Origin of the sequence: Bradyrhizobium betae (assembly GCF_008932115.1) — a bacterium.
In the GTDB taxonomy this organism is placed as follows: domain Bacteria; phylum Pseudomonadota; class Alphaproteobacteria; order Rhizobiales; family Xanthobacteraceae; genus Bradyrhizobium; species Bradyrhizobium betae.
Window position 1 is genome coordinate 5,328,094 of the sequence record NZ_CP044543.1, and the last position, 25,287, is coordinate 5,353,380.

27 protein-coding genes and 1 pseudogene are annotated in these 25,287 nt (G+C 63.1%); 16 read left to right on the forward strand and 12 right to left on the reverse strand.

Annotation, left to right across the window (positions count from 1 at the left end; all coding sequences use genetic code 11):
• Positions 1-142: 142 nt before the first annotated feature.
• The 4 genes from F8237_RS25530 (at position 143) to uraD (ending at position 2,764) form a co-directional block, all read left to right on the forward strand.
• Positions 143-421, forward strand: coding sequence for a hypothetical protein (locus F8237_RS25530; RefSeq protein WP_151648997.1), 279 nt, complete (start codon positions 143-145; stop codon positions 419-421).
• A gap of 100 nt (positions 422-521) precedes the next feature.
• Positions 522-935, forward strand: a complete 414-nt coding sequence (locus tag F8237_RS25535; RefSeq protein WP_151648999.1) for a DUF3830 family protein — start codon at positions 522-524, stop codon at positions 933-935.
• The gene (gene puuE, locus F8237_RS25540) at positions 936-1,871 is read left to right on the forward strand and encodes an allantoinase PuuE (protein WP_151649001.1); all 936 of its coding nucleotides are present in this window, start codon (positions 936-938) and stop codon (positions 1,869-1,871) included.
• Between the two features lie 5 nt (positions 1,872-1,876).
• Positions 1,877-2,764: a 2-oxo-4-hydroxy-4-carboxy-5-ureidoimidazoline decarboxylase gene (uraD, locus tag F8237_RS25545; protein ID WP_151649003.1), complete on the forward strand. Its 888-nt coding sequence runs from the start codon at positions 1,877-1,879 to the stop codon at positions 2,762-2,764.
• Here uraD and F8237_RS25550 read toward each other — a convergent pair.
• Positions 2,761-3,057 (reverse strand): annotated as a pseudogene (locus tag F8237_RS25550) (solute carrier family 23 protein); the annotation flags it as partial. The gene uraD and the pseudogene F8237_RS25550 overlap by 4 nt on opposite strands.
• Before the next feature lie 255 nt (positions 3,058-3,312).
• Between F8237_RS25550 and F8237_RS25555 the strand changes: the two are divergent.
• Entirely contained in the window at positions 3,313-4,587 is a 1,275-nt protein-coding gene (locus F8237_RS25555) for an allantoate amidohydrolase (protein WP_151649005.1), read from the forward strand.
• 95 nt (positions 4,588-4,682) lie between these two features.
• On the forward strand, positions 4,683-6,056 hold the full coding sequence (locus F8237_RS25560; protein ID WP_151649007.1) for a hypothetical protein: 1,374 nt from the start codon (positions 4,683-4,685) through the stop codon (positions 6,054-6,056).
• Positions 6,057-6,066: 10 nt separating this feature from the next.
• Here F8237_RS25560 and F8237_RS25565 read toward each other — a convergent pair whose 3' ends face one another.
• On the reverse strand, positions 6,067-7,386 hold the full coding sequence (locus F8237_RS25565) for a dicarboxylate/amino acid:cation symporter (protein ID WP_151649009.1): 1,320 nt from the start codon (positions 7,384-7,386) through the stop codon (positions 6,067-6,069).
• A 183-nt stretch (positions 7,387-7,569) separates the two neighbouring features.
• Here F8237_RS25565 and map point away from each other — a divergent pair, with 183 nt between their 5' ends.
• Positions 7,570-8,319 (forward strand): type I methionyl aminopeptidase, encoded by a 750-nt coding sequence (gene map, locus F8237_RS25570; protein ID WP_151649011.1) that lies wholly within the window; start codon positions 7,570-7,572, stop codon positions 8,317-8,319.
• 84 nt (positions 8,320-8,403) lie between these two features.
• On the opposite strand, the gene F8237_RS25575 is transcribed toward map, so the two are convergent.
• On the reverse strand, positions 8,404-8,625 hold the full coding sequence (locus F8237_RS25575; RefSeq protein ID WP_151649013.1) for a hypothetical protein: 222 nt from the start codon (positions 8,623-8,625) through the stop codon (positions 8,404-8,406).
• 352 nt (positions 8,626-8,977) lie between these two features.
• Between F8237_RS25575 and F8237_RS25580 the strand changes: the two genes are divergently transcribed.
• Complete coding sequence (locus F8237_RS25580; protein ID WP_151649015.1) at positions 8,978-9,160, forward strand: hypothetical protein; 183 nt, start codon at positions 8,978-8,980, stop codon at positions 9,158-9,160.
• A 16-nt stretch (positions 9,161-9,176) separates the two neighbouring features.
• Here the strand turns inward: F8237_RS25580 and F8237_RS25585 are convergent, their stop codons facing one another.
• The 3 genes from F8237_RS25585 to F8237_RS25595 form a co-directional block, all read right to left on the reverse strand.
• The gene (locus F8237_RS25585) at positions 9,177-10,553 is read right to left on the reverse strand and encodes a vWA domain-containing protein (RefSeq protein WP_151649017.1); all 1,377 of its coding nucleotides are present in this window, start codon (positions 10,551-10,553) and stop codon (positions 9,177-9,179) included.
• Between the two features lie 5 nt (positions 10,554-10,558).
• On the reverse strand, positions 10,559-11,506 hold the full coding sequence (locus tag F8237_RS25590; protein WP_162006212.1) for an AAA family ATPase: 948 nt from the start codon (positions 11,504-11,506) through the stop codon (positions 10,559-10,561).
• Positions 11,507-11,651: 145 nt separating this feature from the next.
• Positions 11,652-11,852 (reverse strand): hypothetical protein, encoded by a 201-nt coding sequence (locus F8237_RS25595; RefSeq protein WP_151649020.1) that lies wholly within the window; start codon positions 11,850-11,852, stop codon positions 11,652-11,654.
• Between the two features lie 223 nt (positions 11,853-12,075).
• On the opposite strand from F8237_RS25595, the gene F8237_RS25600 reads away from it, so the two are divergent.
• Positions 12,076-13,050, forward strand: coding sequence for a quinone oxidoreductase family protein (locus F8237_RS25600; protein WP_143841008.1), 975 nt, complete (start codon positions 12,076-12,078; stop codon positions 13,048-13,050).
• 40 nt (positions 13,051-13,090) lie between these two features.
• On the opposite strand, the gene F8237_RS25605 is transcribed toward F8237_RS25600, so the two are convergent.
• Together F8237_RS25605 and F8237_RS25610 are read right to left on the reverse strand one after the other, a co-directional pair.
• Positions 13,091-13,366, reverse strand: a complete 276-nt coding sequence (locus tag F8237_RS25605; protein WP_151649021.1) for a hypothetical protein — start codon at positions 13,364-13,366, stop codon at positions 13,091-13,093.
• Positions 13,367-13,467: 101 nt separating this feature from the next.
• Entirely contained in the window at positions 13,468-14,076 is a 609-nt protein-coding gene (locus F8237_RS25610; RefSeq protein ID WP_151649022.1) for a S24 family peptidase, read from the reverse strand.
• Between the two features lie 166 nt (positions 14,077-14,242).
• Between F8237_RS25610 and F8237_RS25615 the strand changes: the two genes are divergently transcribed.
• Together F8237_RS25615 and F8237_RS25620 are read left to right on the forward strand one after the other, a co-directional pair.
• Positions 14,243-14,776, forward strand: a complete 534-nt coding sequence (locus F8237_RS25615; RefSeq protein WP_151649023.1) for a GcrA family cell cycle regulator — start codon at positions 14,243-14,245, stop codon at positions 14,774-14,776.
• A 60-nt stretch (positions 14,777-14,836) separates the two neighbouring features.
• Complete coding sequence (locus tag F8237_RS25620; RefSeq protein WP_151649024.1) at positions 14,837-15,412, forward strand: hypothetical protein; 576 nt, start codon at positions 14,837-14,839, stop codon at positions 15,410-15,412.
• Positions 15,413-15,458: 46 nt separating this feature from the next.
• Here the strand turns inward: F8237_RS25620 and F8237_RS25625 are convergent, their stop codons facing one another.
• Positions 15,459-15,815, reverse strand: a complete 357-nt coding sequence (locus F8237_RS25625; RefSeq protein WP_151649025.1) for a hypothetical protein — start codon at positions 15,813-15,815, stop codon at positions 15,459-15,461.
• A 194-nt stretch (positions 15,816-16,009) separates the two neighbouring features.
• On the opposite strand from F8237_RS25625, the gene F8237_RS25630 reads away from it, so the two are divergent.
• The 3 genes from F8237_RS25630 to F8237_RS25640 all read left to right on the forward strand — a co-directional run bounded on the left by F8237_RS25630 (position 16,010) and on the right by F8237_RS25640 (position 17,545).
• On the forward strand, positions 16,010-16,474 hold the full coding sequence (locus tag F8237_RS25630) for a hypothetical protein (RefSeq protein WP_151649026.1): 465 nt from the start codon (positions 16,010-16,012) through the stop codon (positions 16,472-16,474).
• Between the two features lie 388 nt (positions 16,475-16,862).
• Positions 16,863-17,048 (forward strand): hypothetical protein, encoded by a 186-nt coding sequence (locus F8237_RS36135; protein WP_162006213.1) that lies wholly within the window; start codon positions 16,863-16,865, stop codon positions 17,046-17,048.
• A 155-nt stretch (positions 17,049-17,203) separates the two neighbouring features.
• Positions 17,204-17,545 carry a phasin gene (locus tag F8237_RS25640; RefSeq protein ID WP_151649028.1) on the forward strand — a complete coding sequence of 114 codons (342 nt, stop codon included), beginning with the start codon at positions 17,204-17,206 and terminating at the stop codon, positions 17,543-17,545.
• A gap of 195 nt (positions 17,546-17,740) precedes the next feature.
• Here the strand turns inward: F8237_RS25640 and F8237_RS25645 are convergent, their stop codons facing one another.
• The 3 genes from F8237_RS25645 to F8237_RS25655 all read right to left on the reverse strand — a co-directional run bounded on the left by F8237_RS25645 (position 17,741) and on the right by F8237_RS25655 (position 21,118).
• Complete coding sequence (locus F8237_RS25645; RefSeq protein WP_151649029.1) at positions 17,741-18,058, reverse strand: c-type cytochrome; 318 nt, start codon at positions 18,056-18,058, stop codon at positions 17,741-17,743.
• Positions 18,059-18,337: 279 nt separating this feature from the next.
• Positions 18,338-19,168 (reverse strand): alpha/beta fold hydrolase, encoded by an 831-nt coding sequence (locus F8237_RS25650; protein ID WP_151649030.1) that lies wholly within the window; start codon positions 19,166-19,168, stop codon positions 18,338-18,340.
• Positions 19,169-19,321: 153 nt separating this feature from the next.
• On the reverse strand, positions 19,322-21,118 hold the full coding sequence (locus tag F8237_RS25655; RefSeq protein ID WP_151649031.1) for a ShlB/FhaC/HecB family hemolysin secretion/activation protein: 1,797 nt from the start codon (positions 21,116-21,118) through the stop codon (positions 19,322-19,324).
• A gap of 130 nt (positions 21,119-21,248) precedes the next feature.
• On the opposite strand from F8237_RS25655, the gene F8237_RS25660 reads away from it, so the two are divergent.
• Positions 21,249-22,475: a FecR family protein gene (locus F8237_RS25660; RefSeq protein WP_151650669.1), complete on the forward strand. Its 1,227-nt coding sequence runs from the start codon at positions 21,249-21,251 to the stop codon at positions 22,473-22,475.
• Between the two features lie 61 nt (positions 22,476-22,536).
• Positions 22,537-25,281, forward strand: a complete 2,745-nt coding sequence (locus F8237_RS25665; RefSeq protein WP_162006214.1) for an EAL domain-containing protein — start codon at positions 22,537-22,539, stop codon at positions 25,279-25,281.
• The last annotated feature ends 6 nt before the right edge of the window (positions 25,282-25,287 follow it).

Below are 25,287 nucleotides of genomic sequence, written 5' to 3' on the forward strand. Positions count from 1 at the left end.
TGCATCCTCGGCCGTGCATCCTTCGAGGCTCGGCGAATTTTTCGGTCTCGGCTAAATATTCGACAATCGTTCGAGCAGGCCCGATGGACTCGACCGGCGCAATCCGGTTCAATGGGTGCAATTGAGGCCTTAGGCGACAACGATGTCGAAATATCTGCTGATCTTTCTCCTGATCGCATCGCCGGCCATGGCGCAGGTCAAGCTCACGCCAAAGACCTCGGCGGCGCATCCGGACCCCTGCGCCCCGATCGGGCGGACCGCGGACGGCAAGCTGGTCTATTCCATGAAATGCGAGAACCTGCCGGCGCCGCCGCTGCCACCGCCGCAGGCGGAATTGAAGGAGGCGCCGCAGCCTGCCGCCGAGTCCGAGCCGGAGACGCGCCGGAGCGGCATTTTCGGCTGGTCCTACGACCGCAGGTGACGTGAGGTGACTTGCCGCGCCACTTGCGCCAAGCCCTCTGGAATGCTCTTTGCTTGAAAATTCCCCGTGGGGCCTTTGGCCTCCGATCCAGAGAGATGAGATGAGCAAGCTCGTTATCCGCACCGGTGATTTCACCTTCGATGCTCGCTTCGAGGAGCAGCTCGCGCCCAAGACCGTCGCCGCGTTCCGCAAGGCGCTGCCGTTCGAAAGCCACATCATCCATGTGCGCTGGAGCGGCGAGGGTGTGTGGATGCCGCTCGGCGATCTCGATTTCGGCGTCGGCTACGAGAACCACACCAGCTATCCCGCGCCCGGCCAGATCATCCTCTATCCCGGCGGCATCAGCGAGACCGAGATCCTGATGGCCTATGGCGGCGTGCATTTCGCCAGCAAGATGGGCCAGCTCGCCGGCAACCATTTCATCACGCTGACCTCGGGTCTGGAGAATCTCGCAACCCTCGGCAAGAGCGTGCTGTGGAAGGGCGCTCTGCCGATCCGCTTCGAGGAAGTCTGAGTGACTGACGCCCGCTACCCGCGCGATCTCCGCGGTTACGGCCGCAACCCGCCGCATCCGCAATGGCCCGGTGATGCGCGGGTCGCGGTGCAGTTCGTCGTCAATTTCGAGGAAGGCGGCGAGAACAACATCCTGCACGGCGATCGCGCCTCCGAAGCCTTCCTGTCCGACGTGCTCGGCGCGCAGCCCTGGCCGGGCCAGCGCCACGCCAATATCGAGTCGATGTTCGAATATGGCTCGCGCGCCGGCTTCTGGCGGCTGTGGCGTATGTTCGACGAGCGGAGGTGGCCGACCACCGTGTTCGGCGTCGCCACAGCGTTGAAGCGCAATCCCGAGATCGTCGCTGCGATGAACGAGTCCGGCTGGGACATTGCCAGCCACAGCCTGAAATGGATCGAGCACAAGGACATGACCGAGGCGCAGGAGCGCGCCGAGATCGCCGAGTCGATCCGCGTCCACATCGAGGCGACCGGTTCGCGGCCGCTCGGCTGGTACACCGGGCGCTCCTCGATCAACACCAACCGTCTCCTGATGCAAGAGGGCGGCTTCCTCTATCTCTGCGACTCCTATGCCGATGATCTGCCGTATTGGATCAAGGGCGCGAAGGGCAAGCAGCTCGTCATTCCCTATACGCTCGATGCCAACGACATGCGCTTCATCAACCCGCAGGGCTTTGCCGAAGGCGAGCAGTTCTTCACCTATCTGAAGGATGCCTTCGACGTGCTCTATGCGGAAGGACGGACCGCGCCCAAGATGATGTCGGTGGGGCTGCACTGCCGTCTCGCCGGACGTCCCGGCCGCGCAGCGGGGCTGATCCGCTTCCTCGACTACATCGGCAAGCAAGAGCGTGTCTGGGTGCCGACGCGGCTCCAGATCGCGCAGCACTGGCACGACAAGCACGCGGGTCTTGCCGCCGACGCGTTCGAGATCGGATGAGGACGATGCCGCAAATTTCGCTCGCCGATCTCAACGCTGCAAGCACGGATGATTTTGTCGCGGTGCTCGAAAACGTGGTCGAATACTCGCCCTGGATCGCTCAGCAGGTCGCGACGCGTCGCCCGTTCACCGGCATCAATGCCTTGCTCGACGCAGTCAAGGCGGCGATCAAAGGTGCCGAGCCCGACGCGCAGCTCGCGCTGCTTCGCGCGCATCCCGATCTCGCCAACAAGACCCAGCGCGCGGCGGGGCTCACGGCGGAATCCACCGACGAGCAGAACAGCGCCGGCCTCGACCGGCTCTCGGACGCCGAATATGCCGCGTTCGAGCGCGTCAACAACGCCTATCGCGACAAGTTCGGCTTCCCCTATATCGTCTGCGTGCGCCGCCACACCAGGGATTCGGTGCTGCGCGATTTCGAGACGCGGCTGCGCAATATCAGCAAGACCGAGACGCGCCGCGCGATCGAGGAGATCGGCCGCATCTCGGCGCTGCGGCTCGATCAGCTCGTCAGTGCCAATGACAAGCTGAAAGTGCACGGCCGGCTCTCGACCCACGTGCTGGACAATCACGCCGGCAAGCCCGCGCCCGGCATTCCGGTCGAGCTGATCGAGCTCGCGAGGCTCGGCGAGAGCCGTGTGATCGCACGCGCCGTGACGAATGCGGACGGCCGTACCGATCAGCCGCTGATTAGCGGCCGGCCGCTGCCGATCGGCCGCTACGAGCTGCGCTTCAGCGTCGCCAGATATTACGCCGAGCGCAACGTGCCGCTGTCAGACCCGCCGTTCCTCGACGAGATCCCCTTGCGATTTGCGATCAGTGAGCCGGAAAATCATTACCACGTGCCGCTGCTGGTCACGCCGTGGAGCTATTCTACCTATCGCGGCAGCTAGACATGTTGCGCGGATGAGGCGACCGCAGCGGCATCCGCCTCGGCCGCGGCACCGCCGCTCAGGCCGTTGAAGAAGGCATTGAGCAGTACCGAGACCACCGCGCAGAGCAGGATGCCGGACTCCAGCAGCGGCTGGAGATCGTGCGGCAGGTTCCGGAAGAAGCCGGGTGCGGCGAGCGGAATCAGGCCGAAGCCGATCGAGATCGCGACGATGAAGAGATTGTAGCGGTTGGTGCGGAAGTCGACCGCAGTGAGGATGCGCGCGCCAGTTGCCGCGACCATGCCGAACATTGAAAATCTTGATGAGGAAATCATCAGATTAAAATTTAATCACTATTGCATTATTGTATGCAATTGAGTTGGTCACCCCTGACCTACGCTCGCATGTGTATGACCCACCTCGGATGGTCGGCCGGCAAGGCGCATTCATGCTAACCACGCGCTTGCCCGGACGGGGCCGCGGCGTCATTTCCGCTGGCACCGAACTTGTATTGATTATCGCCAGGACCGCCTGCTGCCGCGGTCTCAAGAGATGGAAAGCTCGCCGAGATGGGTGCTGCCAACGCCGTTCAGGATGCATTGCTCGGCAAGGAGATCGTGCGTCGGATCAACGAGCTCGGCGCGATTTCGGAAGATTCCGAAAAGCTCACCCGCATCTATCTCAGCAAGGAGCTGCGCAAGGCCGCCGACCTCATTCTGATCTGGATGCGCGAGGCCGGCATGAACGCGCATCTCGATGCGATCGGCAATGTCTGCGGCCGCTACGAGGGCGAGCGGCCCGGCGCGCCCTGCCTGATGCTCGGCTCGCACTACGACACCGTGCGCGATGCGGGCAAATGGGATGGGCCGCTCGGCGTGATCACCGCGATCTCCTGCGTCGCGGATATCAATCGCCGGGGCAAGCGCCTGCCGTTTGCGATCGAGGTCGTCGGCTTCGCCGATGAGGAGGGGGTACGTTTCGCCTCGACCCTGCTCGGGAGCCGCGCGGTGGCTGGCACCTTTGACGAGAGCGTCCTGAACACACGGGATCGCGACGGCGTGGCGATGCGCGATGCGCTCGTCACATTTGGCCTCGACCCGGATCACATCGGGGCGGCTGCGCGGGCCCGGCGCGAGCTGCTTGGCTATCTGGAACTGCACATCGAGCAGGGGCCGGTTCTGGAAGCGCAGAATTTGCCCGTCGGCGTCGTCACCGCCATAGCGGGCGCGACACGGCTTGCCGCACGGCTGACCGGCATGGCCGGTCACGCCGGCACCGTGCCGATGGCGCTGCGCCGGGATGCGCTCGCGGGCGCAGCCGAGTGCATCGGTGCGATCGAGCAGTTCTGCCGCACCGACGAGAGCGGGCTGGTCGGTACCGTTGGTTACATCCAGGCGAGTCCCGGTGCGACGAACGTCATTCCAGGCGAGGTGTCGTTCACCATCGACATGCGCGCGCCGACCGACTTGCATCGCAAGCGGGCCGTCGCGGACATCGTCCGCCAGATCGAGACCATCGCCAGGCGCCGGCAACTGGCGCTCCAGCTCGACGTCACCCACGAGAACCGCACCGCGCCCTGCGCGCCCTGGCTGAAGGAGCAGATCGCGCGGGCGATTGCCGGGGAAGGCCTCTCCGTGTTCGAGCTGCCGAGCGGGGCGGGGCATGACGGCATGGCCATGATCGACATCGCCGATGTCGGCATGATTTTCGTCCGCTGCCGCGGCGGCATCAGCCACCATCCGGACGAGCATGTCGAGCTCGTGGATGCCGATTCCGGCGCGCGCGTGCTGCTGCGCGTGATCGAGAATTTCAGGCCGCGGGAGGATCGCGCCGGGACGAACTGATTGCCGCGTTCCTGATGTCATCGGGGCGAGACACGAATCAGTCATGCTTGAAATGGTGACCGGCCAGCGCCGGAATCACTGAAGACCAGGCGTATATGAGCAGCGATATTTCCTTGCCGTCACATCGTGCGAACCGATTTTATCAAGGCGCGGCGGCGACCTTCGTCGCCAATGCCCTTCAGGCGGTCAATTTTCTCGGCGACCGGTTCCTGCGAAAGTCGCATCATTCGTTTTCGGCCATCGAGGACCTCTATCGGCACTCGATGGATAGCGCGTTTTCGGTGGCCGAGGCGTTCCTCGTCACCGGCGCGCCGCATGCCTCCGCCTATTACCCGCGTGACTTCGCCTGGTTCTACCCTGATGTCCTCGACCCCGAGACCATCATGGACTCGCAGGACGCGGTCCGGCGAGTGCGCCTGCTCGAAAAGAGCGTTCGCCTGTTGCTGGAGGCGGTTCGCGCCGACGTCGTCACGACCACCATCGTTCCAGCGGGGCGCGGGCGGTATCTCGGCGTGAACTATTTCTCTCGCCCTTCGGACACGCTGCTCGGCATTCTGGCCGGTCTCCAGCAGATGATCTCTGCCGAGCAGAGGGCGTCGTCCTATCTGGCGATGTCACAATGCGCGCATGCCGGCCGCTTGTTGCTGGCCGAATACGGCGGTGACCTGAAGCGGGCGATTCTGAAGCTCGCAAGCGAGCTGGAGCCGTTCGACAATGACGGCGCCGGATGTCTGCTTTGCGACGCCCGCGCGCCCCGTTCTGCGGCAACCGACACGCGTGCGGAGCGCCGGCGTTTCGTCACCAATGCCTGCGTCTACACGACGTTCACGTGGGGCGTGCAGCTTGGAGTCGTCAATGAGAACGAGCTGAGGCGGCTACTCGGGCGCGAGCTTGCGCAGTACAAGAGGGACCTGCTCCATCTGTTCGGCAAGGACGGCTATATCAGGCACTCCCTCGATGGCCCGGCGAGCTCACCGGTGTCCTCGATTGCGCTGGATTTTGTCGGCGTGCATCGCGGCTTCTGGGATATGAGCGATGCAGGCGAGCGCGCGCTGTTCGCGGCCACCACGGATCTGGTCATTGCCGAACCGCGCTTCCGAATCCCCAGCACGTTCCACTTCCTGGTGTCCGCTGATAATCCGCGGAACAAGATGATCCACAAGATTGCGGCTCCCGCTTACCAGGGCCGTTCCTCCTGGCCGACGTTCAACGTCGAGTTCGCGGATCGCATGCTCGACTACGACGAGTCTTCAGGAACCGATACCTACCGGGCCTGCGCCCAGGGGATATTGAGAGACATTCGCACCGCGACCGAGGTCCACGGCGGATATCAGGAGCTGATTTCGGAACAGGGGCTGAAGTATCGCACCTGGGCCTACAAGGGCGCCGTGGCGCACTCGTGGTTTCCGCGCTTCCTGTCGGTGTGGAGGAGGGCGTACGGAACGCCGCTCCTCCGCTGGAATGACTGATCCGCGGACGCTACCCCGCGGTCACGTCCACAAGCTCGCCGCCGTCGAGCACCTTGGCCGCCTTGGCGCGTTCGAGGTCACCTTCCCATGCCGCGACCACCACCGTCGCCACGCAATTGCCGGTGAGGTTGCCGACCGCGCGGGCCATGCCGATGAACCAGTCGACCGAGAGCACAAGCACAAGGCCGATCGCGGGAATGCTCGGCACCGCGTTCAGCGTCGCCGCCAGGATCACGATCGCCGAGCCCGGAACGCCATGCGCGCCCTTTGACGTGATCAGGGAAACGCCGAGCACCAGCAAGAGATCGCCGAAGGACAGCGGCGTGTTGGTGGCCTGCGCGATGAAGACGACGGCCAGCGTCAGATAGATCGAGAAGGCGTCGAGGTTGAAGGAATAGCCGGTCGGGATGACGAGCCCGACGACGGAATCCTTCACGCCCATCCGCTCCAGCTTTTTCATGATCTGGGGCAGCACGGCGTCGGAGGAGGCGGTCGCGAGCACGATGGTCAGCTCCTCGCGCAGGTAGGCGAGGAATTTGAGGATGTTGATTCCGGCGAGCGCCATCACACCGCCGAGCACGCCCAGCACGAAGATGCCGACCGAGACGTAGAACAGCGCCACCAGCGAGACGAGCTGCTTGAGTGAGCCGACGCCGTATTTGCCGACGGTGTAGGCGACCGCGCCGAGCACGCCGAGGGGGGCAATCCGAACGATGAGCCCCATGACGCGGAACAGCACGGTGGAGGCGGCGTCGATGATCGAGGTGACGAGCTTGCCCTTCTCGCCGCCGACCAGTGCGAGGCCGACGCCGAACAGGACCGCGAAGAACAGCACCTGGAGCACGTCGTTGCGCGACAGCGCATCGAACGAGGTGGTCGGGATGACGTTGAGCAGGAAGGAGCCGATGCCGCCACCCTGGAGCTTGTGGGCGTTGTCGGCATAGGTATTGAGCGCCTTGGCATCGAGCGTCGAGGGATCGATGTTCATGCCATGGCCGGGGCCGAACAGGTAGGCCAGGATGAGACCTACCACCAGGGCCACCGTGGTCATCACCTCGAAATAGACCAACGCCTTGACGCCGACCCGGCCGACCTTTTTGAGATCTCCGGCGCCGGCGATGCCATGCACGACGACGCAGAAGACGATGGGTGCCACGATCATCGAGATCAACTTCAGGAAGGCGTCGCTGAGGATTTTCAGGCTGATGGCAAAGTCGGGGACGACCATGCCGAGGATGATGCCGAGGATCAGCGCGGCAAGGACCTGGACGAACAGCGAGGTGTAAAGCGGCTTCGGCTCGGCGGCGGGTGCCGCGGCGATGGTCGACATGATAGCTCCCCCGTTTCTGACGACGTCTTGATCGTCAGAAAGGAGCAACTAACGTGCCAGATTGTCGCGGCAAGTTCGGAATGCATGCAGGATGTCGTAAGAACCAGGGATTTCGGTGCGCGGCCCCCCGTTTGTAAGTTGGCACAAGAGGCGTTATGTCACGGCTTTTCGGATAGGTTCGATATGACAATCTCGAATGAGGATGATCTCGCCCGCCTGAAAGAGGTCGGGCGCATCGTCGCCAATACCCTCGAGGCGATGGGCAAGGCCCTTGAACCGGGCATGACCACCTCTGAACTCGACCAATTCGGGCGAAAACTCCTGGAGGCCTCCGGGGCACGTTCGGCACCGGAGCTCGCCTACGACTTCCCTGGAGCGACATGCATCAGCGTGAACGAGGAGATCGCTCATGGCATCCCCGGTGTCCGACGGATCGAGCGTGGTGACCTCGTCAACATCGACGTTTCGGCCGAGAAGAGCGGTTTCTTCGCGGATACGGGGGCCTCGTTCGCCGTTCCTCCCGTGGCCCGTTCGATTGAACGTCTTTGCAGGGATGGTCGGCGGGCGATGTGGACGGGCCTGCGGCAGGTTGGAGCCGGCAGGCCGATTGCCGGCATCGGTCAGGCCATCGGGACCTTTGCGCGGAAGAACGGCTATACGCTCGTCAGGAATCTCGCCAGTCACGGTGTCGGGTTGTCGCTCCATGAGGAGCCGACGGAGATCGCAACATGGCCTGATCCCTCCGAGCGTCGCATCATGAGCGATGGCCTGGTGTTTACCGTCGAACCATTCCTGTCCTTTGGTGCGGAATGGGCCGAGGATGGCGATGATCCATGGACGCTGTACAGCAGCCCCGAGGCGCCTACCGTTCAGTACGAACACACCGTCATCGCAACCAGAAACGGCCCCTTGGTCGTTACGCTCGCCGGCTGAGGCAACCCACGCGACGGGTCTTTGGCAGCGCAAAGGATTTTCGCTCAGGCGATCGGGCAGACTCGTTGCGCACGGACGATCTCGTCATGCAACGAGATCCAGTAGCCGGCACGATCCCCGCACCAGCACCTTGCGGCCCGCCGGCGTCATCGCAGGCACGCCATCGCTGACGACGACGAGACCGAGCTTGACCAGTCCTTCGATCAGATAGGCTTTCGAGTGGCGGCCGTTCGATACCGGATTGCGAAGCTTGCGCAGTGCTTCCCACTGGTCCGGCGAAAGATCGAAGTCGACGTCGTTGCTCATGTTGCCTCAAGCGATGGTGCCGTTCGCGCGCCCCTGTTAGCGGCGCAGCATGAAGACCTTGCGACGACAATGAGTCCGGAATTCGGTGAGCTGTTTGGAACATCTCTTCACAAATTGCCGCACACCGTTGCGTCACAAGATTAAGGATCGCTTGAGGACAATTATCGTCCGGATCCCCGATCACTATTTGATGATTTGCTGTTGATCGTCGAGACGCTTGCTACCGCACTGCACGGGAAGCATCGCTGTCCCATTCTGCGTCGCGACATGCATAGAAATCATGAGGCACAGGATTCTGATCTCTGTTACGCTTCTTCGCGGGGAGTGGCTTCACACGGCGGGAGTGGAGTGCATGAACAGGCTGGTCGAAATTCGCGGTCAGGAATCCCTCTGCCGGGAGCGCGCCGCGCTCGATTCCGAGCGCCGCGTCTTCTGGCTCGCGCAAGCCCAGGAATGGGAGCAGCGTGCACTCGACGAAATTGCCTATCACTTCCGGGAGTGCAATGTCGCGCGGGCGGAGCCTGCGCGAAGCTGACGCTCGCGATTCGGGCCTACTGATAAGTCGCCACGATATCCGATACCGCGCGCTCGAGCTGCTGCGCGGTGGCGCATTGGCGTACGACGGTGCAAAAGGTCGCATAACGCGGCATCTCGGAATCGCCAAAGCCCCAGGCGAGCCGTCCTTCGGGATTGAGCCAGACCAGCCGCTTCGACCGCTCGGAAATGCGGCGGAGGATGTCGGCGCGCGGATCGAGATTGTTGCTGCGGGCATCGCCGAGCACGATCACCGTGGTCTGCGGCGTCAGTGTGCTCATGAACTCCTTCTCGAAATCGACCAGAGAGGAGCCGTAGTCCGACGAGCCGAAGCCGACCTTGGACATGATCTCGGCCATCGCCTCTTCCGGCGACTTCTTCTCCAGGATCTCGCTGACCTCGATCAGGTGCGAGGAGAAGGCGAAGGAGTGGACGTCGTCGACCACCTCGTGGAGCGAGTGAATCAGGAGCAGGAAGAAGTCAGAGACCTGCGCGACCGAGCCGGAGACGTCGCAGATTGCCACGATCCTCGGCCGGTCGCGATGCTTGCGCTTCCACGCAGTGAGGAAGGGCACGCTGCCCCAGGCTGCGTTGCGGCGGATCGTGCGGCGGACGTCGAGATGGCCGCGGCGCTGGCGCTTGCGTGGCTTCGAATAACGCTCGCGCAGGCGCCGCGCGATCTGGCGGATGAGGGCGCGCATCTCGGCGACCTGGCGCCGCTCGATGCGGGCGAGCGGCGCGTTGCGCAGGATCTCGTTGCGGAGGTTCTCGGCTTCCTCGCGGGCATAGAGTGCGAGCCCCTGCGAGACGGTGTCGCGCACCGTCTCGCGAAGAGCGTCGAGCGCGTCGCGCAGGCGCTCGGTCAGTGCGGGATTGGTCGTGGTCAGTTCGTCAAGATCGTCGCGCAGGCGCTGCAGGCCCATGGCATCGAGGATGCGGCTGGAAAAGATGCCGCGTTGGGTGGAATAGCGGATGTCGGACAGGGAGGCTGCGCCGGAGGCGCTGGCGATGGCGGCCGCAACGGCATTGCGATCCTGCGACAGCAGCATCTGCGCCAGCGGGCCCAATCCGTCGGGCGGTTGGCCTTCGCCGGCCTCACTGGTCGCACCGAACGGGGACGACGCGTCCGCATCCGGCTGAGCATCCGCGTTATCGGGCTCAGACTGATCCTGCCGCGGCTCCGGCTGGCTGAAGAACAGATCAAAGCAGTCGCCAAGCGCGAGCTTCTCGTCCTGCGATTTGGCGAGCGTCAGGAGCAGGGTGTCGCGCAGTATGGCGCGATCGGACACGCCGACCTGAGCGACCGCGCGCATCGCATCGATGCTTTCGGCGGGCGAGACGTGGACGCCGGCGCCGCGCGCCGCCCGGAAGAAGCGATGGATGTTCTCGCGCATCGGCGTCAACCGAAGACGTTGGATCGTGCTGCCTTGGCAATGAAGGTCGTAATCTGGGGTTGAGCCGCCTCGATGTCAGCCTCGTATTTCAGGAGCACATTGAGCGTGTCCTTGACGATCTCGGTGTCGAGCTCGGAAGCTTGCAACAGCACCAGCACGCGCGCCCAGTCGATGGTCTCGCTGACAGAGGGCAGCTTCTTCAGATCGAGTGAGCGGATTTCGTGGATGAAGCCGACCATCTGCCGGCGCAGTGTCTGCGAAATGCCGGGCACGCGGCTCTCTACGATACGTTCTTCCAGCCGCTGCTCGGGGAAGCCGATATGCAGATGCAGGCAGCGCCGCTTCAAGGCGTCGCCGAGGTCACGTTCGCTGTTCGAGGTCAGGATCACGGTGGGCGGCGTGATTGCCGAGACGGTGCCGAGCTCGGGGATCGTGACCTGGAAGTCGGACAGGATCTCGAGCAACAACGATTCGAATTCGGCGTCCGACTTGTCGATTTCGTCGATCAGCAGCACGCAGCCGCCCGGCTGCTCCAGCGCCTGGAGCAGTGGCCGTGGCTCGACGAACTCCTTTGAGAAGAACACGTCGCCGAAATCATGAAGCTGGCCGAGCGCTGCGTGCAGCGTCTGCGCGCCGCCGAGCACTTCGCCAAGCTTGTCTTTCAGAATCTGGGTGTAGAGAAGCTGCTTGGCGTATTTCCACTCGTAGAGCGCCTTGGCCTCGTCGAGGCCTTCGTAGCACTGCAGGCGGATCATTTTCATGCCGCGCCAGGCGGCAATCGCCTTGGCAAGCTCGGTCTTGCCGACGCCCGCGGGGCCTTCGACCAGGATCGGCTTCTCGATCTGTTGCGACAAATAGACCGCGGTCGCAATCTGCCGGCTCGCGATGTAGCCCTGCGCGGCGAGGCCGCTCTCCACTGCCTCGATCGCGGTCGAGGGCTTCTGTTCAGCCACGAATTGGCGCTCCCAAAGGTCTTGCTTGAGGCTTGTTCTGCCTGCGTTCACGGCAAAGAACAAGCCTCGTTTGGGAAGGACCAGACCCGCGTCAGCGGCATTTTTTCCGCTCAACGCAAATACTTGAGCGGTGCGTCGACCGCAGTCAGTGCCGCAGCAGCTCCGGCTTGCGAATGGTCTGCCGGACCTCGGCGCCGCAATCGGCGCATTCATAGATGAAGTCGATCTTGGCCAGGGTCCAATGCGGCTCGACCTCGCGAACATACATCGGCAGGAACCCCATGCACGTCGGGCAAATCACAGGCGCGATTTCGATATCCTGATGATGCTGTACATAAGCTGGCATCTCGGCTCTCCTTCGCAGGCGACCACCAAACCCCGCGCTAAGGCTACTGCCGGTCAAACCGATGCCGTCATCAACTCTTTCGAACAGAGGCGGAACGGCAGGTGTTTGTCGTTCGCTGTGACATTCTTGTTACGTCTCTGTACTGTAACGGGCGGACCAAATGCCTATTTCTCCGGCCGATCAGGTTCTTTGACATCACTGCAACGATAAGGGAGCAACGCCCGTGACGCATGCCATCCGTTTCCACAAGACCGGCGGTCCTGAAGTCCTCGTCTGGGAGGAAGTCAGTGTCGGCAAGCCCGGGCCAGGCGAGGCACGCATTCGCCACACGGCCGTCGGTCTCAACTTCGTCGACATCTACAATCGCTCTGGTGTGTATCCGGTTCAATTGCCGAGCGGTCTCGGCAGCGAGGCGGCGGGCATTGTCGAGGAAGTCGGGCCCGGCGTCGCCGATCTGAAGCCGGGCGATCGCGTCGCCTATGGTGCTTCGCCGCTCGGAGCCTATTCCGAGGCGCGGCTGATCCCGGCCGATCGGCTCCTGAAGCTGCCTGACGGTGTCGATGACAAGACTGCGGCGGCAATGATGCTCAAGGGCCTCACCACGCAATATCTGATCCGGCAGACCTACCGGGTGAAGGCCGGGGATACCATCCTGCTCCACGCTGCGGCCGGCGGCGTCGGCCTGATCCTGAGCCAGTGGGCCAAGCATCTCGGCGCGACCGTGATCGGCACGGTCAGCAGCGACGAGAAGGCCAAGCTTGCCAAGGCGCATGGCTGCGACCATGTCATCATCTACACGCGCGAGGATTTCGTGAAGCGCGTGGACGAGATCACGGGCGGCAAGAAGGTGCCGGTGGTCTATGATTCCGTCGGTAAGGACACGTTCCTGAAGTCACTGGACTGTCTCGCGCCGCTCGGCGTCGCCGCGCTGTTTGGTGCGTCCTCCGGCGCTGTCGAGCCGCTCAATCTCGGCCTGCTCGCGCAGAAGGGGTCGCTCTACGTCACCCGGCCGACGCTGTTCACCTATGCCGCCAAGCGCGAGGCCCTGGTCGCGATGGCGAACGAGTTGTTCGACGTCGTCAAATCCGGCGCGGTCAAGATCGAGGTGCACCAGACCTATCCGCTGAAGGACGCCGCCAAGGCGCACGCCGATCTCGCGGCGCGCAAGACCACAGGATCGACCGTGCTCACGGTCTAGTCCTCGACTGGCGAGTGGCGCAGGTCAGCAAAGGCCTGCGTCACGTCCGCTCGTGCTTGCGCAGGTCGCGGGCGTGGTCGAGGCGGATTGCCTGGAGGTCGACATCTTCAGGCGGGACTTGGGGGAGGGCGGCCTCGGTCAGGATGGCTTCAGTCACGTCCTCAACAGAATTTTCTGCGATCTCGTGAATGAACGAGATGTTCTGATATTCACCCGAGGCGACGCGGGAGATCACCTGGCGTCGCGTGACTTCGGGGTCGACGACTGCTTCGCGGCCGCGCCGCCCGTAGTCGATCATCACAACGAAATACTGCATGGAAACATCTCTGCCGCGCCCCAACGGCCGAGGCGCGGCAAAGTATTTCCGAAAAACGGAATTAAGTCAAGGTCAACTTCCAAAAATCGGAAATCGGCGGTCTACTTGCCCTTTTTGCGGGGGCGGGCCGATTTGGCGCGCAGCCTCTCGAGTTGGCCCTTGGGCATGGACAGGCAGATCTCCCCCACCCACTCGAGTTTCACGCCGACGATCGGCTTGGCGTTGAAGCTGGTGAGATTGACGACGGAGGGGGACTTGCCCCGCTCGATGGTCTTCAAATAGCGCTCGCCGGTCTTGAGGCGAACCGCGGCCTCTTCACCGTAGAAACTCGACAGCGGATGGCGCTGGTCCTTGTAGACCACGATCACGTCGCCGCTCTCGTATTTGGGCAGCATCGAATCGCCCACGATCTCGAAGGCCACTGTCTCTTCCATGATCGGGAAGGGCAGCGCAATCTCGCCGAGACCTTCCGGAGGGACCTGTTCATAATCCGGCTCGATCACGGCGCCGGCGCCCACCCGGCCCATGATCGGCGCAAGGTTGAGCTCAAGATATTCCATAATCGGAATGATCTCGGACGCCTTTACCAGTCGCTCGCCGCCGAGGATCTCCGACACCGCGCCGGGCCGCACACCCATGGCCGCAGCCAGTCCGCCCTTGCTCTTGCCCGTCTTCTCCAGGCCCCGCTCGATCATCGCAACGTCCAACATGGTGATTCCCTCGAATGCTCATCGTCTTGCCTCTTGTAATCCGAAATTCGGAATTGTTGCAATTATGAATATCAGAATTGTTGCTTGACATGTTCTTCGGAATACCGGAATGTGCGTTTCGCCTCCCGGTCCTGCGACCGGTGGAGGCGCATCACAGGACAGCAGCATGGAACCGGGCCATTGGTCGTCGGAGCATTCCGACGCGCTTCGTGACTATTTTCTCAAGGGATTGTCCTATGCGGAGATAGGACGGGAGATTAACGCAAGATTTGGAACGGCTTACTCGCGCGGTGCGGTGATCGGCCGAGCCAAGCGGCTGGGGCTCATTGTGCCGGCGTGGATGCCGAGCCCGTCGATCGTGCCGTCTTCGCCGGGGCAGGCCGGTCCGATTTCGCCGCGACAATCGGTGTTGCCGAACCTGAACGCGCCGCCGAAGTCCGCAATGAAGCCCGCCGCGCCGGTCAAGTTGCGCTGTGTCGGCGTCCAGCCGCGCCTGATTCCTCTGGTCGAACTCGCGCCGGGCGACTGCCGCTACCCCTATGGCGGCGACAAGGACGGCGAGGAGATCGCGTTCTGCGGCCATCCGCGCCAGCCGGGGTCCAGCTACTGCACGCCGCATGCCGGCCTGACCCGCAGACATGGAGCCGCGGCAGTCCGTGCCAGCGGTCCCGTCGTGCTGAGGCTGGTCTCGGCGGCCTGAGGAGGCTGCCAGCCGTTCAATCGTCGATCTGCAATCGTCAATTTTGCAAGGAGTATCCGAGTGGCACGTGCCCGACGCAACAAATCCTACAGGTTGGCTGAAATCTACGACCGACGGTCGCGCGAGGTCCCGTTCAATGCCGAGGTGGCGGAGGTCGAGGTCGACAATCCGCTGGCACTCGATCCCGGTGAGAAGATCGTGGCGATCCGGTCGGTCCGCGGCGATCCGCTCGGGCGGCTGCACGCGCATCACCAGATCGACGAGGCACAATATCGCGGCGGACGCGCCTTCCAGAACGATTGGGAGACGGCGGAGCGCGGGCCCCAGGCGGTGGACCCGACCCGCGAATATGTCGATGGCGCGCGCTCGCGCGAGCCTGTCACCGAGAGCCAGCGGCAGGCAGTGCTGCGCCTGAACCGGGTCGAGCGCGAGCTCGGCACCGACGGCGCCGCGCTGGTGCACGACGTGCTGGTGCTTGGGCTGACCATGGATCAGATCGGGCAGCGCCGCGCCGTCCGGACCCAGCGCTGGAACGACTATTTTGCGCGCCGCTTTCGCGAATGCCTTGACCGGCTGGCGCTGGTCTACGGTTTTGCAACGAAGGGGATGACTCAGCGCGCGGAGCGGCGCCGATGATGGCGGCGCGCCAGCGGTCCCGGCCGCCGGCGCGCCGATTCGCTGCTTACGGGTGCGGCACGATCTGGTAAGGCGTTGTATAAGGCTCGACACGGAGTGAGGCGTTGGCCAGAAGCCCGATCTTGGCGGTCGGCGTCTGCTGCATTTCGCCGTTCGGGCCGCGATGCACGTTGTATTGCCAGACCGTGAGATCGCCCTTCTGGGCGAGCGCGTGAGCAACCGCGCTCGCATCGTTGCCGCCGAGCGCCTGAAGCTCCTCTGCCGACAGTCCGACGACGATTTCGTCCTTGATGGTGACGATCTTGAACAGGTTCATCCTTGTCTCCTGCGCCCATGCGCCTTGTATCGAGAGTGTGAGAAGCGCGACCGCGGCGCCCTTGATGAGATCGCAGCGTGAAAGCATGCCGTCGTCCTTTGGTGCTGAGGCGCGCCCGAGTCGCAGAGTCCGTCAGCCATGGCGCCCGTGGTCTGCGTGGCCGTGTCGCAACCGCTTGGTCGTTCGACCTCGACCGACGGTTCACGGGTGGACACATATCGGGAGCGATGAACCCCGATGCGAAGAGCCGCGTCCAAGTCGAGTAGAGCGGGGAGCATCAGATGAAATTCACCGGCACGGTTTGGTTTCTCGTGTCGCTTGGTTGGGCGGGCTCGGCTGCGGCGGCCGATCCCTTCTACATCGGCCGCTGGACCTTCACGGCTGCCACGGTCGCGCCGTGGGCCGATCCGCACCGCAAGCCTGACGACGCCGAGCGGGCACGGTTGATGGGCAAGGCGGTTGTCTTCAAGGCGGGAGAGATCTCGGGGCCACGTCCCTTTGCCTGCACAAAGCCGCAGTACAAGGTGACGGACTATGGTCCCGACATGATCTTCCAGGGGGCATTCGACGAGATGCGGCGTACCGACAAGAAAGCCGACCCGAAGGCACTTGCCACCTCGCTCGGTCTCTCCGGCGCCCGGATCAGGACCCTGGAGACCGGCTGCGAGATCGACGTTCATTTCGTCGACGACACAACCGCCGAGGTTGGACTCAACAATTACGTGTATACTCTGAAGAAACTTTAATCTGCGTTTGCCAATCTCCGTTCACAGCGGAAACACGCCGAAACGCCAAGCCGGTTGACATCGATCGAGGCTGCATGCGTGGGTGATGCCGCTTCTTGACGCAGGCGGGTGACGGCAGTCCATATTCCTGTTATCCGGAATTGCCGTGGTGCGATGCAAACGAAGCATCGCTGCAGCGACGCTTGGGCTTGCCGGAAGGGTTGTTCCTTGACATAGTTGCAACCTATTCGGTTGGGCCTGTCCGTCTGGAGATGTCGTTCAGTGTGCTGGCCCGCCGGGTGCCCGGGCCGAGAGGTTTGTCCTCATCATGGCGGCCGGTCATGGTGTTCGGGTTCGAGAGGGCCTCCTATGTCTGATCAGGAAGACCGATGCTTGTCATAGGTGCGAGATGAAGAACCTCAATTTCGCGGCTGAACTGCACCTCAAGCTCGGCGCGCCTGCAAGCAGCACGGTCGAAAGTCTGCGCTTGCTCCGCGCTTTCCTGAAGCTCGCGCCGCGACAGCGTTTCGAGGTCATCAAGCTCGTCGAAGACCTCGCCAGCGAAGAAACGCTCCCCGAGCATCCCCTGTTCTGACCCGGGCCGCGCGCAGGCCTTGCGCGTTCTCCTTCGTTTTCTTGCCAAATCCGGCCGCGGGGCGAAGCTTGTTCCCCCGGTATCCTCTGGGCTGGCCGCTGGAACGGGATCCCGCAAGTGTGGTATTCAGTTGGAAAAAGGGGAGGAGTGCGACCATGATCGAACCGAAGATCGAAGTTCCAGCCGAACTGCGCGACTTGGCCGAGAAGACGATTGACCAGGCGGAAAAGGCATTCGGCATGTTTTTCGAAGCCGCGACCAAGTCGATGACGTCGGTTCCCGGAGCGGGCACGGAGGTCTCGAAGCAGGCGCTCGTGTTCACCGAGCAGAACATGAAGTCGGCGTTCGAGCACGCGCGCAAGCTCGTGCATGCCACCGACCTTCAGGAAGCAATGCGAATCCAGTCCGACTTCCTGCGCAGCCAGTTCACCAGTGCCGGGGATCACATGCGCCAGATGACCGGCAGTTTGATGCAGTCAGGCAAGGGGAAGTCCTGATTTCCGCTGCTGACGCTGTGTGCCCACAAATTGATCTTGCGTGGCGTGGAGATCCGCACTTCGTTGCTAGCGTAGGTCCATGATGGGCCACCGAATGGACTTCATTCGCCGTCCATCATCCTTTCTGCTGATCCCTGTCGGTCCTCCGGCAGGGATTTGCATTTGGGGCATATGTCGCCCCCGATAGGCACACTGCTAACGCAGTGATCCGATGTAGGCTGCGATGTCGCCGGCTTCGGTCCGGCTCAAGGGAAAATTCGGCATCTTCGGATGCGGATCGAGAAGGAAGAAGGCGAGCCTCTCCGGACTGAAATCCGGCTTGCGTGCAACCGAGGCAAAAGAGGGAACGTCGGCGCTCGCCGTGGCTTGGCCGTTCGCCACGACATGGCAGCTTGCGCACCAGCGTTTGGCGAGATCGGCGCCGTGATCAGCATCGGCGGCGAGGGCGGACGACATGCCGAAGCTCGAGGCCACGGCAAGCAACAGGCAAATTCGTCTCAAATGCTGACGCATACGGCATCCCTCATGTATTGGCTTGCAACTGCGGGGTTCACCCGCAGCACGACCCCGGAAATTGCGACAGATCGATGCGGGCGATAATCGATCGCAGCAGCCTGCGGGTCGAACGATAGAGATGCCGCGCGAATCCCGGCGTCCTTGCTGCAGGCAGGCCAAGACTTTTCATATCAAGGCGTTCGATATACTGCGACAAGTTTCTCTCCGGGAGATTGCAGGGTCCTGTTTATCGCAGCAGTTCCGGAGCCTCCTTGATCTGCCGCAAAGCGCTCCGGGCTAATAGTCGCCGGGGTTCATGATCATGGGGCTTCTCGTATCGGCCGGCGCGAGTGCGCTGCTGGCGCTGTCACGCAGGAAGCGGTCGAGCGTCGCCTGGATCTTCTCCTTGACCGCATCGGGACCGCGATCACTCATCTCGGTGTGCTGCGCACCGGTGTGGACGATATCGATACCGCGCGCCTTGGCCTCTTCGGGCGTCGGCAGCACGCCGGGATCGGTCTGGAAATGCGGATCCTTGGAGCGAAACGACAGGATCTTCATGTTGTCGCTGACCACGAAAGGGACCCGCAAATTGTCGAGCGTGATCACCTTCGACACCAGTTCCGGATGCTGATGGGCGACATACATGGAGACGTCGCCGCCATTGGAATGACCGACGAGGGTGACGTGGTCGTAGTCGGCGTTCTCCTGTCGCCTCTTCAGTTCGGCCAGGGTGAAAAGGATGTTGGCCTCGCAGCGGATATAGACTTCGCGCCGGCCGACATATTGCTGGCCGACATGGGTCATCAGTGGCGGATCGCTCGGCAGGTCCTGCTGGATGCTGGCAACCAGATAGCCGCGCGCAGCGAGCACGTTGGCGAGAAAGGAATACTCGGTGGCCTTGACGGTGTTGCCGTTGCTGATGATGGCGAGCGGCAGCTTCCATAGGCCGAGATTGGCCTTGGTCTCGTAGTCGCGCCGCACCGCGATTTCGACCGAGATCGGGCGCTGCCGCGAGGCATCGAACAGAGTCAAAATCTCATGGCGGATCGCGAACCGGCTGACGACAAAATACTGGCCGACGCCGAGGACGCAGAGAAAAACCAGGATTGCAAACACCCTTTTCATGGTCCCGTCTCAAATCACTTTAGGCTGAACATGGTCATTGGAAGCCCCCCAATCGAGCGATCGTGAGCAGGTTAGGGGATTAAATTTAGGCAAGTCTGTGCGCAAGGCCGCAAATGCGGTGTATCGGGCCCTGCAGCGGCCAAGGCCGCGCGGCTAGAGGCAGCCGCCCCTGCCGCGTTCGGGGCAGAGCCGGAACGCGCTCGACAACGTGAAGAGGAAGCGTGGGCTGCGGCGCTCGTTGTCCGGCGCCCGATAGCTCAAGGGGACGGCCACGCCGAGATCGAGCTGGAGTTCGTCCGGCAGGAAGAACCGCACCCCGGCTCCAGCGGAGGTCAGCGACAGGCCGTCGCTCAGACGGTACCCGTCGTTCCAGACAGCGCCGGCGTCGCCGAAGGCGTAGAGCTGATAGCCGGTCCAGTAGCGGAAATTGAGCTTCTGATCGAAGCGCAGCTCGAGCGAGCCGGCAAGACCATTGTCGCCGCTGATCTCGGCTGCACCATAGCCCCGGCCAAAAGCCGCGCCGCCGAGATAGAATTGCTGCGAGGTGAACAGCGGCCGCGATGCGGTCTGGCTCGCGGCCGAGAGTTTGAGCGACCAGGCGTCGTTGAGTGTCTGATAGCGCGTGAACCAGACGTTCAGCACCGAGAAATTCGACGAGGCGCCATCGCGCGACAGTAGATCGTCGTCGAAATGCGAGGCGCCAAAGATGTCGAGGCCCTGGCGATAGGTCAGCGTCGCGAAATTGGTGCCGCCGAAGCGATCCTGGAGCCGGTAGTCGGCGGTCAGGCTCGCGGTCCTGATGTGGTCGTTGTACCAGGGACCGTACATGTCATGCTCGGACACGTTGCTGAAGGTCCCGGCGGCGGTGAGCGTCAGCCCCGAGGATTGCGACATGAAGGGCACGGTGCTGGCGCGCACCTCGAAAGCCTCGGTCGTGGTGATGTCGCTGACGAGGCGGCGGGCATCGCCCGGCCGCACCGCGCTGTAGAGGACGGAGGCACCGAGGCGTACGCCATCGACGCCGACGGGCGCGTCATAGGACAACCGCGCAAAGCCGAGCTCGCGAGGATCGTTGGCGATGGTCGACAGGTTGACCGCCAGCGTGTCACCGGGCGTGAGGTAGGAGTTGAACGCGCCGGTTGCATAGGACTGCCAGGGACCGACCGAGGACGAGCCCAGATTGTCCAGACCGAACGACGAAAAGACGTGCCAGGTCTTCAAGTAGACGATGAGGCGGAAGCGGCCGGTCGCGCCGCCAATCTCTTCCAGTGCAGTGTCAGTGATCCGGACGCCTGGCCTGCCGCTGACGAGGAAGAGTTGGCGCTCGAGCGTCGCCAGGCGCGACGGCTGCTCGGCCAGGACGGGCCCGAGCATCGGTCGTACGCCGAACTGCTCGGCGCCATCGCCTTTCAGCTCGACTTGCACGATCGCGCCTTCGATCACCTGGATCCGGACGCGGCCGTCGGCAATGTCCTGCGGCGGAACGATCGCCCGGCTCAGATGAAAGCCGTCGGCGCGGTAGAGATCGCTGATCGCGCCGGCGATCGCAGCGAGGTCCGCCTGCGAGACCTTCTTGCCGAGATAAGACTGATAAGCCGCGGTGATGCGGTCGCGCGAGACGACATGGGCGCCGCTGACATTGATGCCGCGCAGCACGAATTGCGGCTTGGTGTCGCCGCCAGTGTTGGGCTGGCCGACCGCCGGCAGCTTGACCGGAGGACGGCTCAGCGTTTCCTGCTCGGATTGGTTCTCAAAGTATTTCTCGGGCTGGCGCGGATCGAAGCCCGGCTGGTTCGCCTGTTGCGCGAGGGCCTGCGCAACTCCCGCAAACGTAGGGGCGAGCAGCACCAGTGCGGCAAGGAGATACCTTCCAGCTACGCCCTGCGCGAGCCGTCCTCCGTAGTTCGACGGAGAGGTCCCAAAGGGCTGGTAAGGAATCGTTAGCCGCATGATTTTTCTTAGTTTTTTATGGTCAATGAAAGGTTAATGCGGCCGTTCGAATTGCCACTTCCGGCTAATCGGATCTTGAGTGATTTCGGATACGCCTCATGTCCGGCTGTTAAGCGGACTGAGGATCGTCATGTTCGGCAAGATTGGACTGTTGCGCGCCTTGATGGCTGCGCTGGTGCTGGGAGCGGCTTCCGCCGCTTCTGCCGCGGACGATGGCGTCTGGTCGGTGAGCAAGGCCTCGGGCGAGGTCTGGGTTGCAACCGACGGCGCGCAGCCTGTGTCGCTGAACCGGGACGAGACGCTCAAGTCAGGCAATACCATTCGCACCGGGCGCAACGGACGCGTGCTGCTCGTCCGCGGCGAGGAAACGATATTGATCTCTCCCAACTCGGTGGTCGGCTTGCCGGCCGAGAAGAAAGAGGGGTTCTCAACCACCATCATTCAACAGGCGGGCTCGATCCTGCTCGAGGTCGAGAAGCGAAACGTCAAGCATTTCGAGGTCGAGACGCCTTATCTCGCCGCCGTGGTCAAAGGAACGCAATTCAGCGTCACCGTTGGCGCGGGCACCACCAAGGTTGGTGTGCTCCGCGGTCAGGTCGAAGTCTCCGACTTCAAGACCGGGCAGATCGCCCAGGTCATGCCGGGACAATCGGCAACCGCCTTCGAGCACGGGAAACCCGGCCTCAGCCTGAGTGGGGCGGGGACTTTCAATCCGATCGAGCACGGCAAGCCGCGCGCCTCGACGATCGAGCGTGTCCCGGTGCCGAAATCGGGCCTGACCGCCCCACGTAATGCGGCCAACGGCCATGCGATCCACGCGCTCGGTCCGATCGACAAGGGGACCAAGGCGGCCGGCGCTCCGACGCAATCGCATCAGGCGGCCGGGGGGCAGGCACCCAAGGGGGGCGTCGTGCGCATCTCGAGCTCGCTCGGCGAAGTCAAGTTGAACGTTCACAAGGTCACGAATGGGCTCGCCCACGGCGCCGTTGCGCCGGGGCGTGTGCGAAATGCCAATGCCAGCACCGGTGTTGAGACGGTCTGGAGCGATACGAAAGCAAGCATGACGACTGCTGCTTCCAATAGCTCCAACGTAACCGCAGTCACGGTGAGCAGCAGTGCACCCGCGGCCGCCGCCACATCGACCTCGTCAACTGCAACGACGACTGTTGCGACCACCGCCGGTTCGACCAGCGATGTGTCGAGCGGAACCTCCGGAACCGGCAGCAGCGGGACCGGCGCGACCGGCAACGGCAATGGTGGCAACAACGGCAATAGCGGAAACGGGAATAACGGCAACAACGGAAATGGCAACGATGGCCACCACTATGGTTGGTATTGGGGCAAGGGCCATCACTAGGACCGCGCCGTCCGCGTAGGGGAGCACCCGGCGGCAAGTATCACCGGTGCAGGGGAGCAACGTGAAACGCTATCGGCCGCATATTCTCGTCGTGATCGCACTGGCGGTCGTGCTGTCTACGGGATGGCACACTTCGCTTCGCAATGCGCTCACCGATCTGCGGTTCACCTGGCAATCACGTGCCGCCGGCGGCAATGTCGTCGTGGTGGCCATCGACGCACCGTCAATCGACCAGATCGGGGTGTGGCCTTGGCCACGCCGGCTGCACGCCGAGCTGTTGCGCCGGCTTGAGGCCGCGGGAGCGCAGGACGTCGCCTTTGACGTCGATTTCAGCACGCCGTCGGATCCCGCCTCCGACGAGGCCTTCGTCAATGCGCTTCGGGAGGTCGGCGGCTCGACGATCCTGCCGTCCTTCAAGCAGCCGACCCCGAATGGTGGCGCGGCTCACATCAATCGCCCCCTGAAGCCATTCAGCAACCAGTCGTGGCCGGCCGTCGTCAATGTCGCGGTCGAATCCGACGGGCTTGTCCGCCGTTATCCTGTCGGCGAGAAGCTCGGCGACGCCTTGATGCCGTCGATGGCCGTCGTGCTGGCCGGGCAGGACGCGAATCGGCGGCCGCCGTTCCTGATCGATTTTGGCATTCGCGCGGCCTCCATCCCGAGTGTCTCTTATTTCGACGTGCTGCGCGGCGATACCGCGACCCTGGAAAAGCTGAGGGACAAGAAGGTCATCGTTGGCGCCACGGCGCTCGAGCTGGGCGACCGGTTCAGCGTTCCAAACGGAAAGATCGTCTCGGGCCCCGTCCTCCAGGCGCTGGCGGCAGAATCGATCCTCCAGAATCGGATGCTGCGTTGGACGTCCGACGTCGGCATGATCGCCGGCCTGGGCCTGATCTGTCTTCTGATGATGTATTCGTGGCGCCGTTTTGCACCGGGCGTCCGTGTCGCGATCCTGGTTGCTGCGGGCGCGGGTGTCGAACTGACCGCGACCTTTGTGCAGGCAAGGTGGCCGCTGATCATCGACACGTCGCTGTTTCACATCGCGGTCATCGCCTATCTGACGGCGATCGCGCTCGACGAGATCGACTTCCGCAGCCTGTTGGGGCGTATTGCCGAGAGCCGCTTTCATCGCATCGCGATGTCACTCGGCGATGGTCTCGTCTGCACCGACGAGGAACACCGGATCACGGTGTGGAATCCCGGCGCCAGCGCGATCTTCGGCTATATGCCGACAGAAATGATCGGGCGTCCGTTCGAAACTCTCTGTGCAGTGCCCGCAGCCGGTGGCGCAAGGCCGTTTGCCATGCGCGATGCTGCGCGCCAGGCGCTGTTGGTTCCAGGTGGGGCCGTCGTCGTCGAGTTCGAAGGGCGCCGCAAGAACGGCGAGACGTTTCCGGTCGAGGCAAGCTTCTCGGGCTGGCAAGGAACGGAAGGGTTCCAGTATGGAGCGATCCTGCGCGATATCTCGGTTCGCAAGCGCGAGGCCGAACGCGTCAGGTATCTCGCCGAACATGATGCATTGACGGGTCTTGCCAACCGCAACATGCTGCATGCGGGTCTCGCCAATCTGATCGCCGCGGCGGAACGGCGACCCTCCGACGTCGCGCTGCTCGTGCTCGGGCTCGACGGCTTCCAGCAGATCAACGACATGCTTGGACATTCGGCCGGCGACCTCGTGCTACGGGCCGTCGCCGAACGTCTTCGGACCGAAGTCGATGGTCAGGCGATCGTCGCCCGGCTCAGCGGCGATGAATTCGCCATCGCCCTTGATTGCACTGAGACAGGCGAGCCGATTGCGGAGTTCGCGGAACGGATCGCGCATGCGTTCGAAGCGCCGCTCGCAACTGGCATCCGGCAGCACCGCGTCAGGATCAGCATCGGCGTCGCCGTATATCCCGACGGGGGACATAACGCTGACGATCTCCTGAGCAACGGCCATCTCGCGCTGAGCCGCGCCAAGACGACACGGCGCGGCAGCCATGTGATCTTCGAGAGTGCGATCAGGCAGGCGCTGGAGAACCGGCTGACACTGGAGAGTGAACTGGCGCTTGCTGCGGATCGCTGCGAGTTCGAACTGTTCTACCAGCCCCAGGTCCGTCTGGTCGACGGCAGCCTGGTCGGGGCGGAAGCGCTCATCCGTTGGCGGCATCCGGTGCGCGGCTACGTGTCGCCTGGAGAGTTCATGCCGGTGGTTAATACCTCGGCACTGTCGGAGCGCATCGCAAACTGGGTGATGGAGACCGCCTGCCGTCAGGCGCGTGCGTGGGAAATGTCAGGCAACGGCGTGCGTGTCGCGATCAATCTGTCGCCGTCGCAGCTTCATTCCGGCGATCTCGCGCATACCGTAGCGGCACTGCTCGAAGTGACGGGGCTCACGCCGTCACTGCTCGAACTCGAGGTCACGGAAGACATCCTGCTGCACGACGAAAGTCGCGTGCTCGACATGTTCAAGCGGATCCAGCAACTCGGCGTCCGCGTCCTGTTCGATGATTTCGGCACCGGCTATGCCAGCCTGAGCTACCTGAAGAAGTTTCCGCTCGATGGGCTCAAGATCGACCGGTCGTTCGTGCTCGATCTTCTCGCCGATGCCGACGACGCCGCGATAGTCGGCTCGACCATTGGACTCAGCAAGCAGCTCGGACTCACGGTCGTGGCCGAAGGCATCGAAAATCGTGCCACGGCTGACTTTCTGGTCAGCATGGGATGCGAGGAAGGGCAGGGCTATTTCTTCGGCCGTCCGATGCCGGCTGAAGCGTTCGAGAAGCAATTCCTGGCGCCCGAACTCGAAGCTGTCAGCGCCGCCTGAACCACT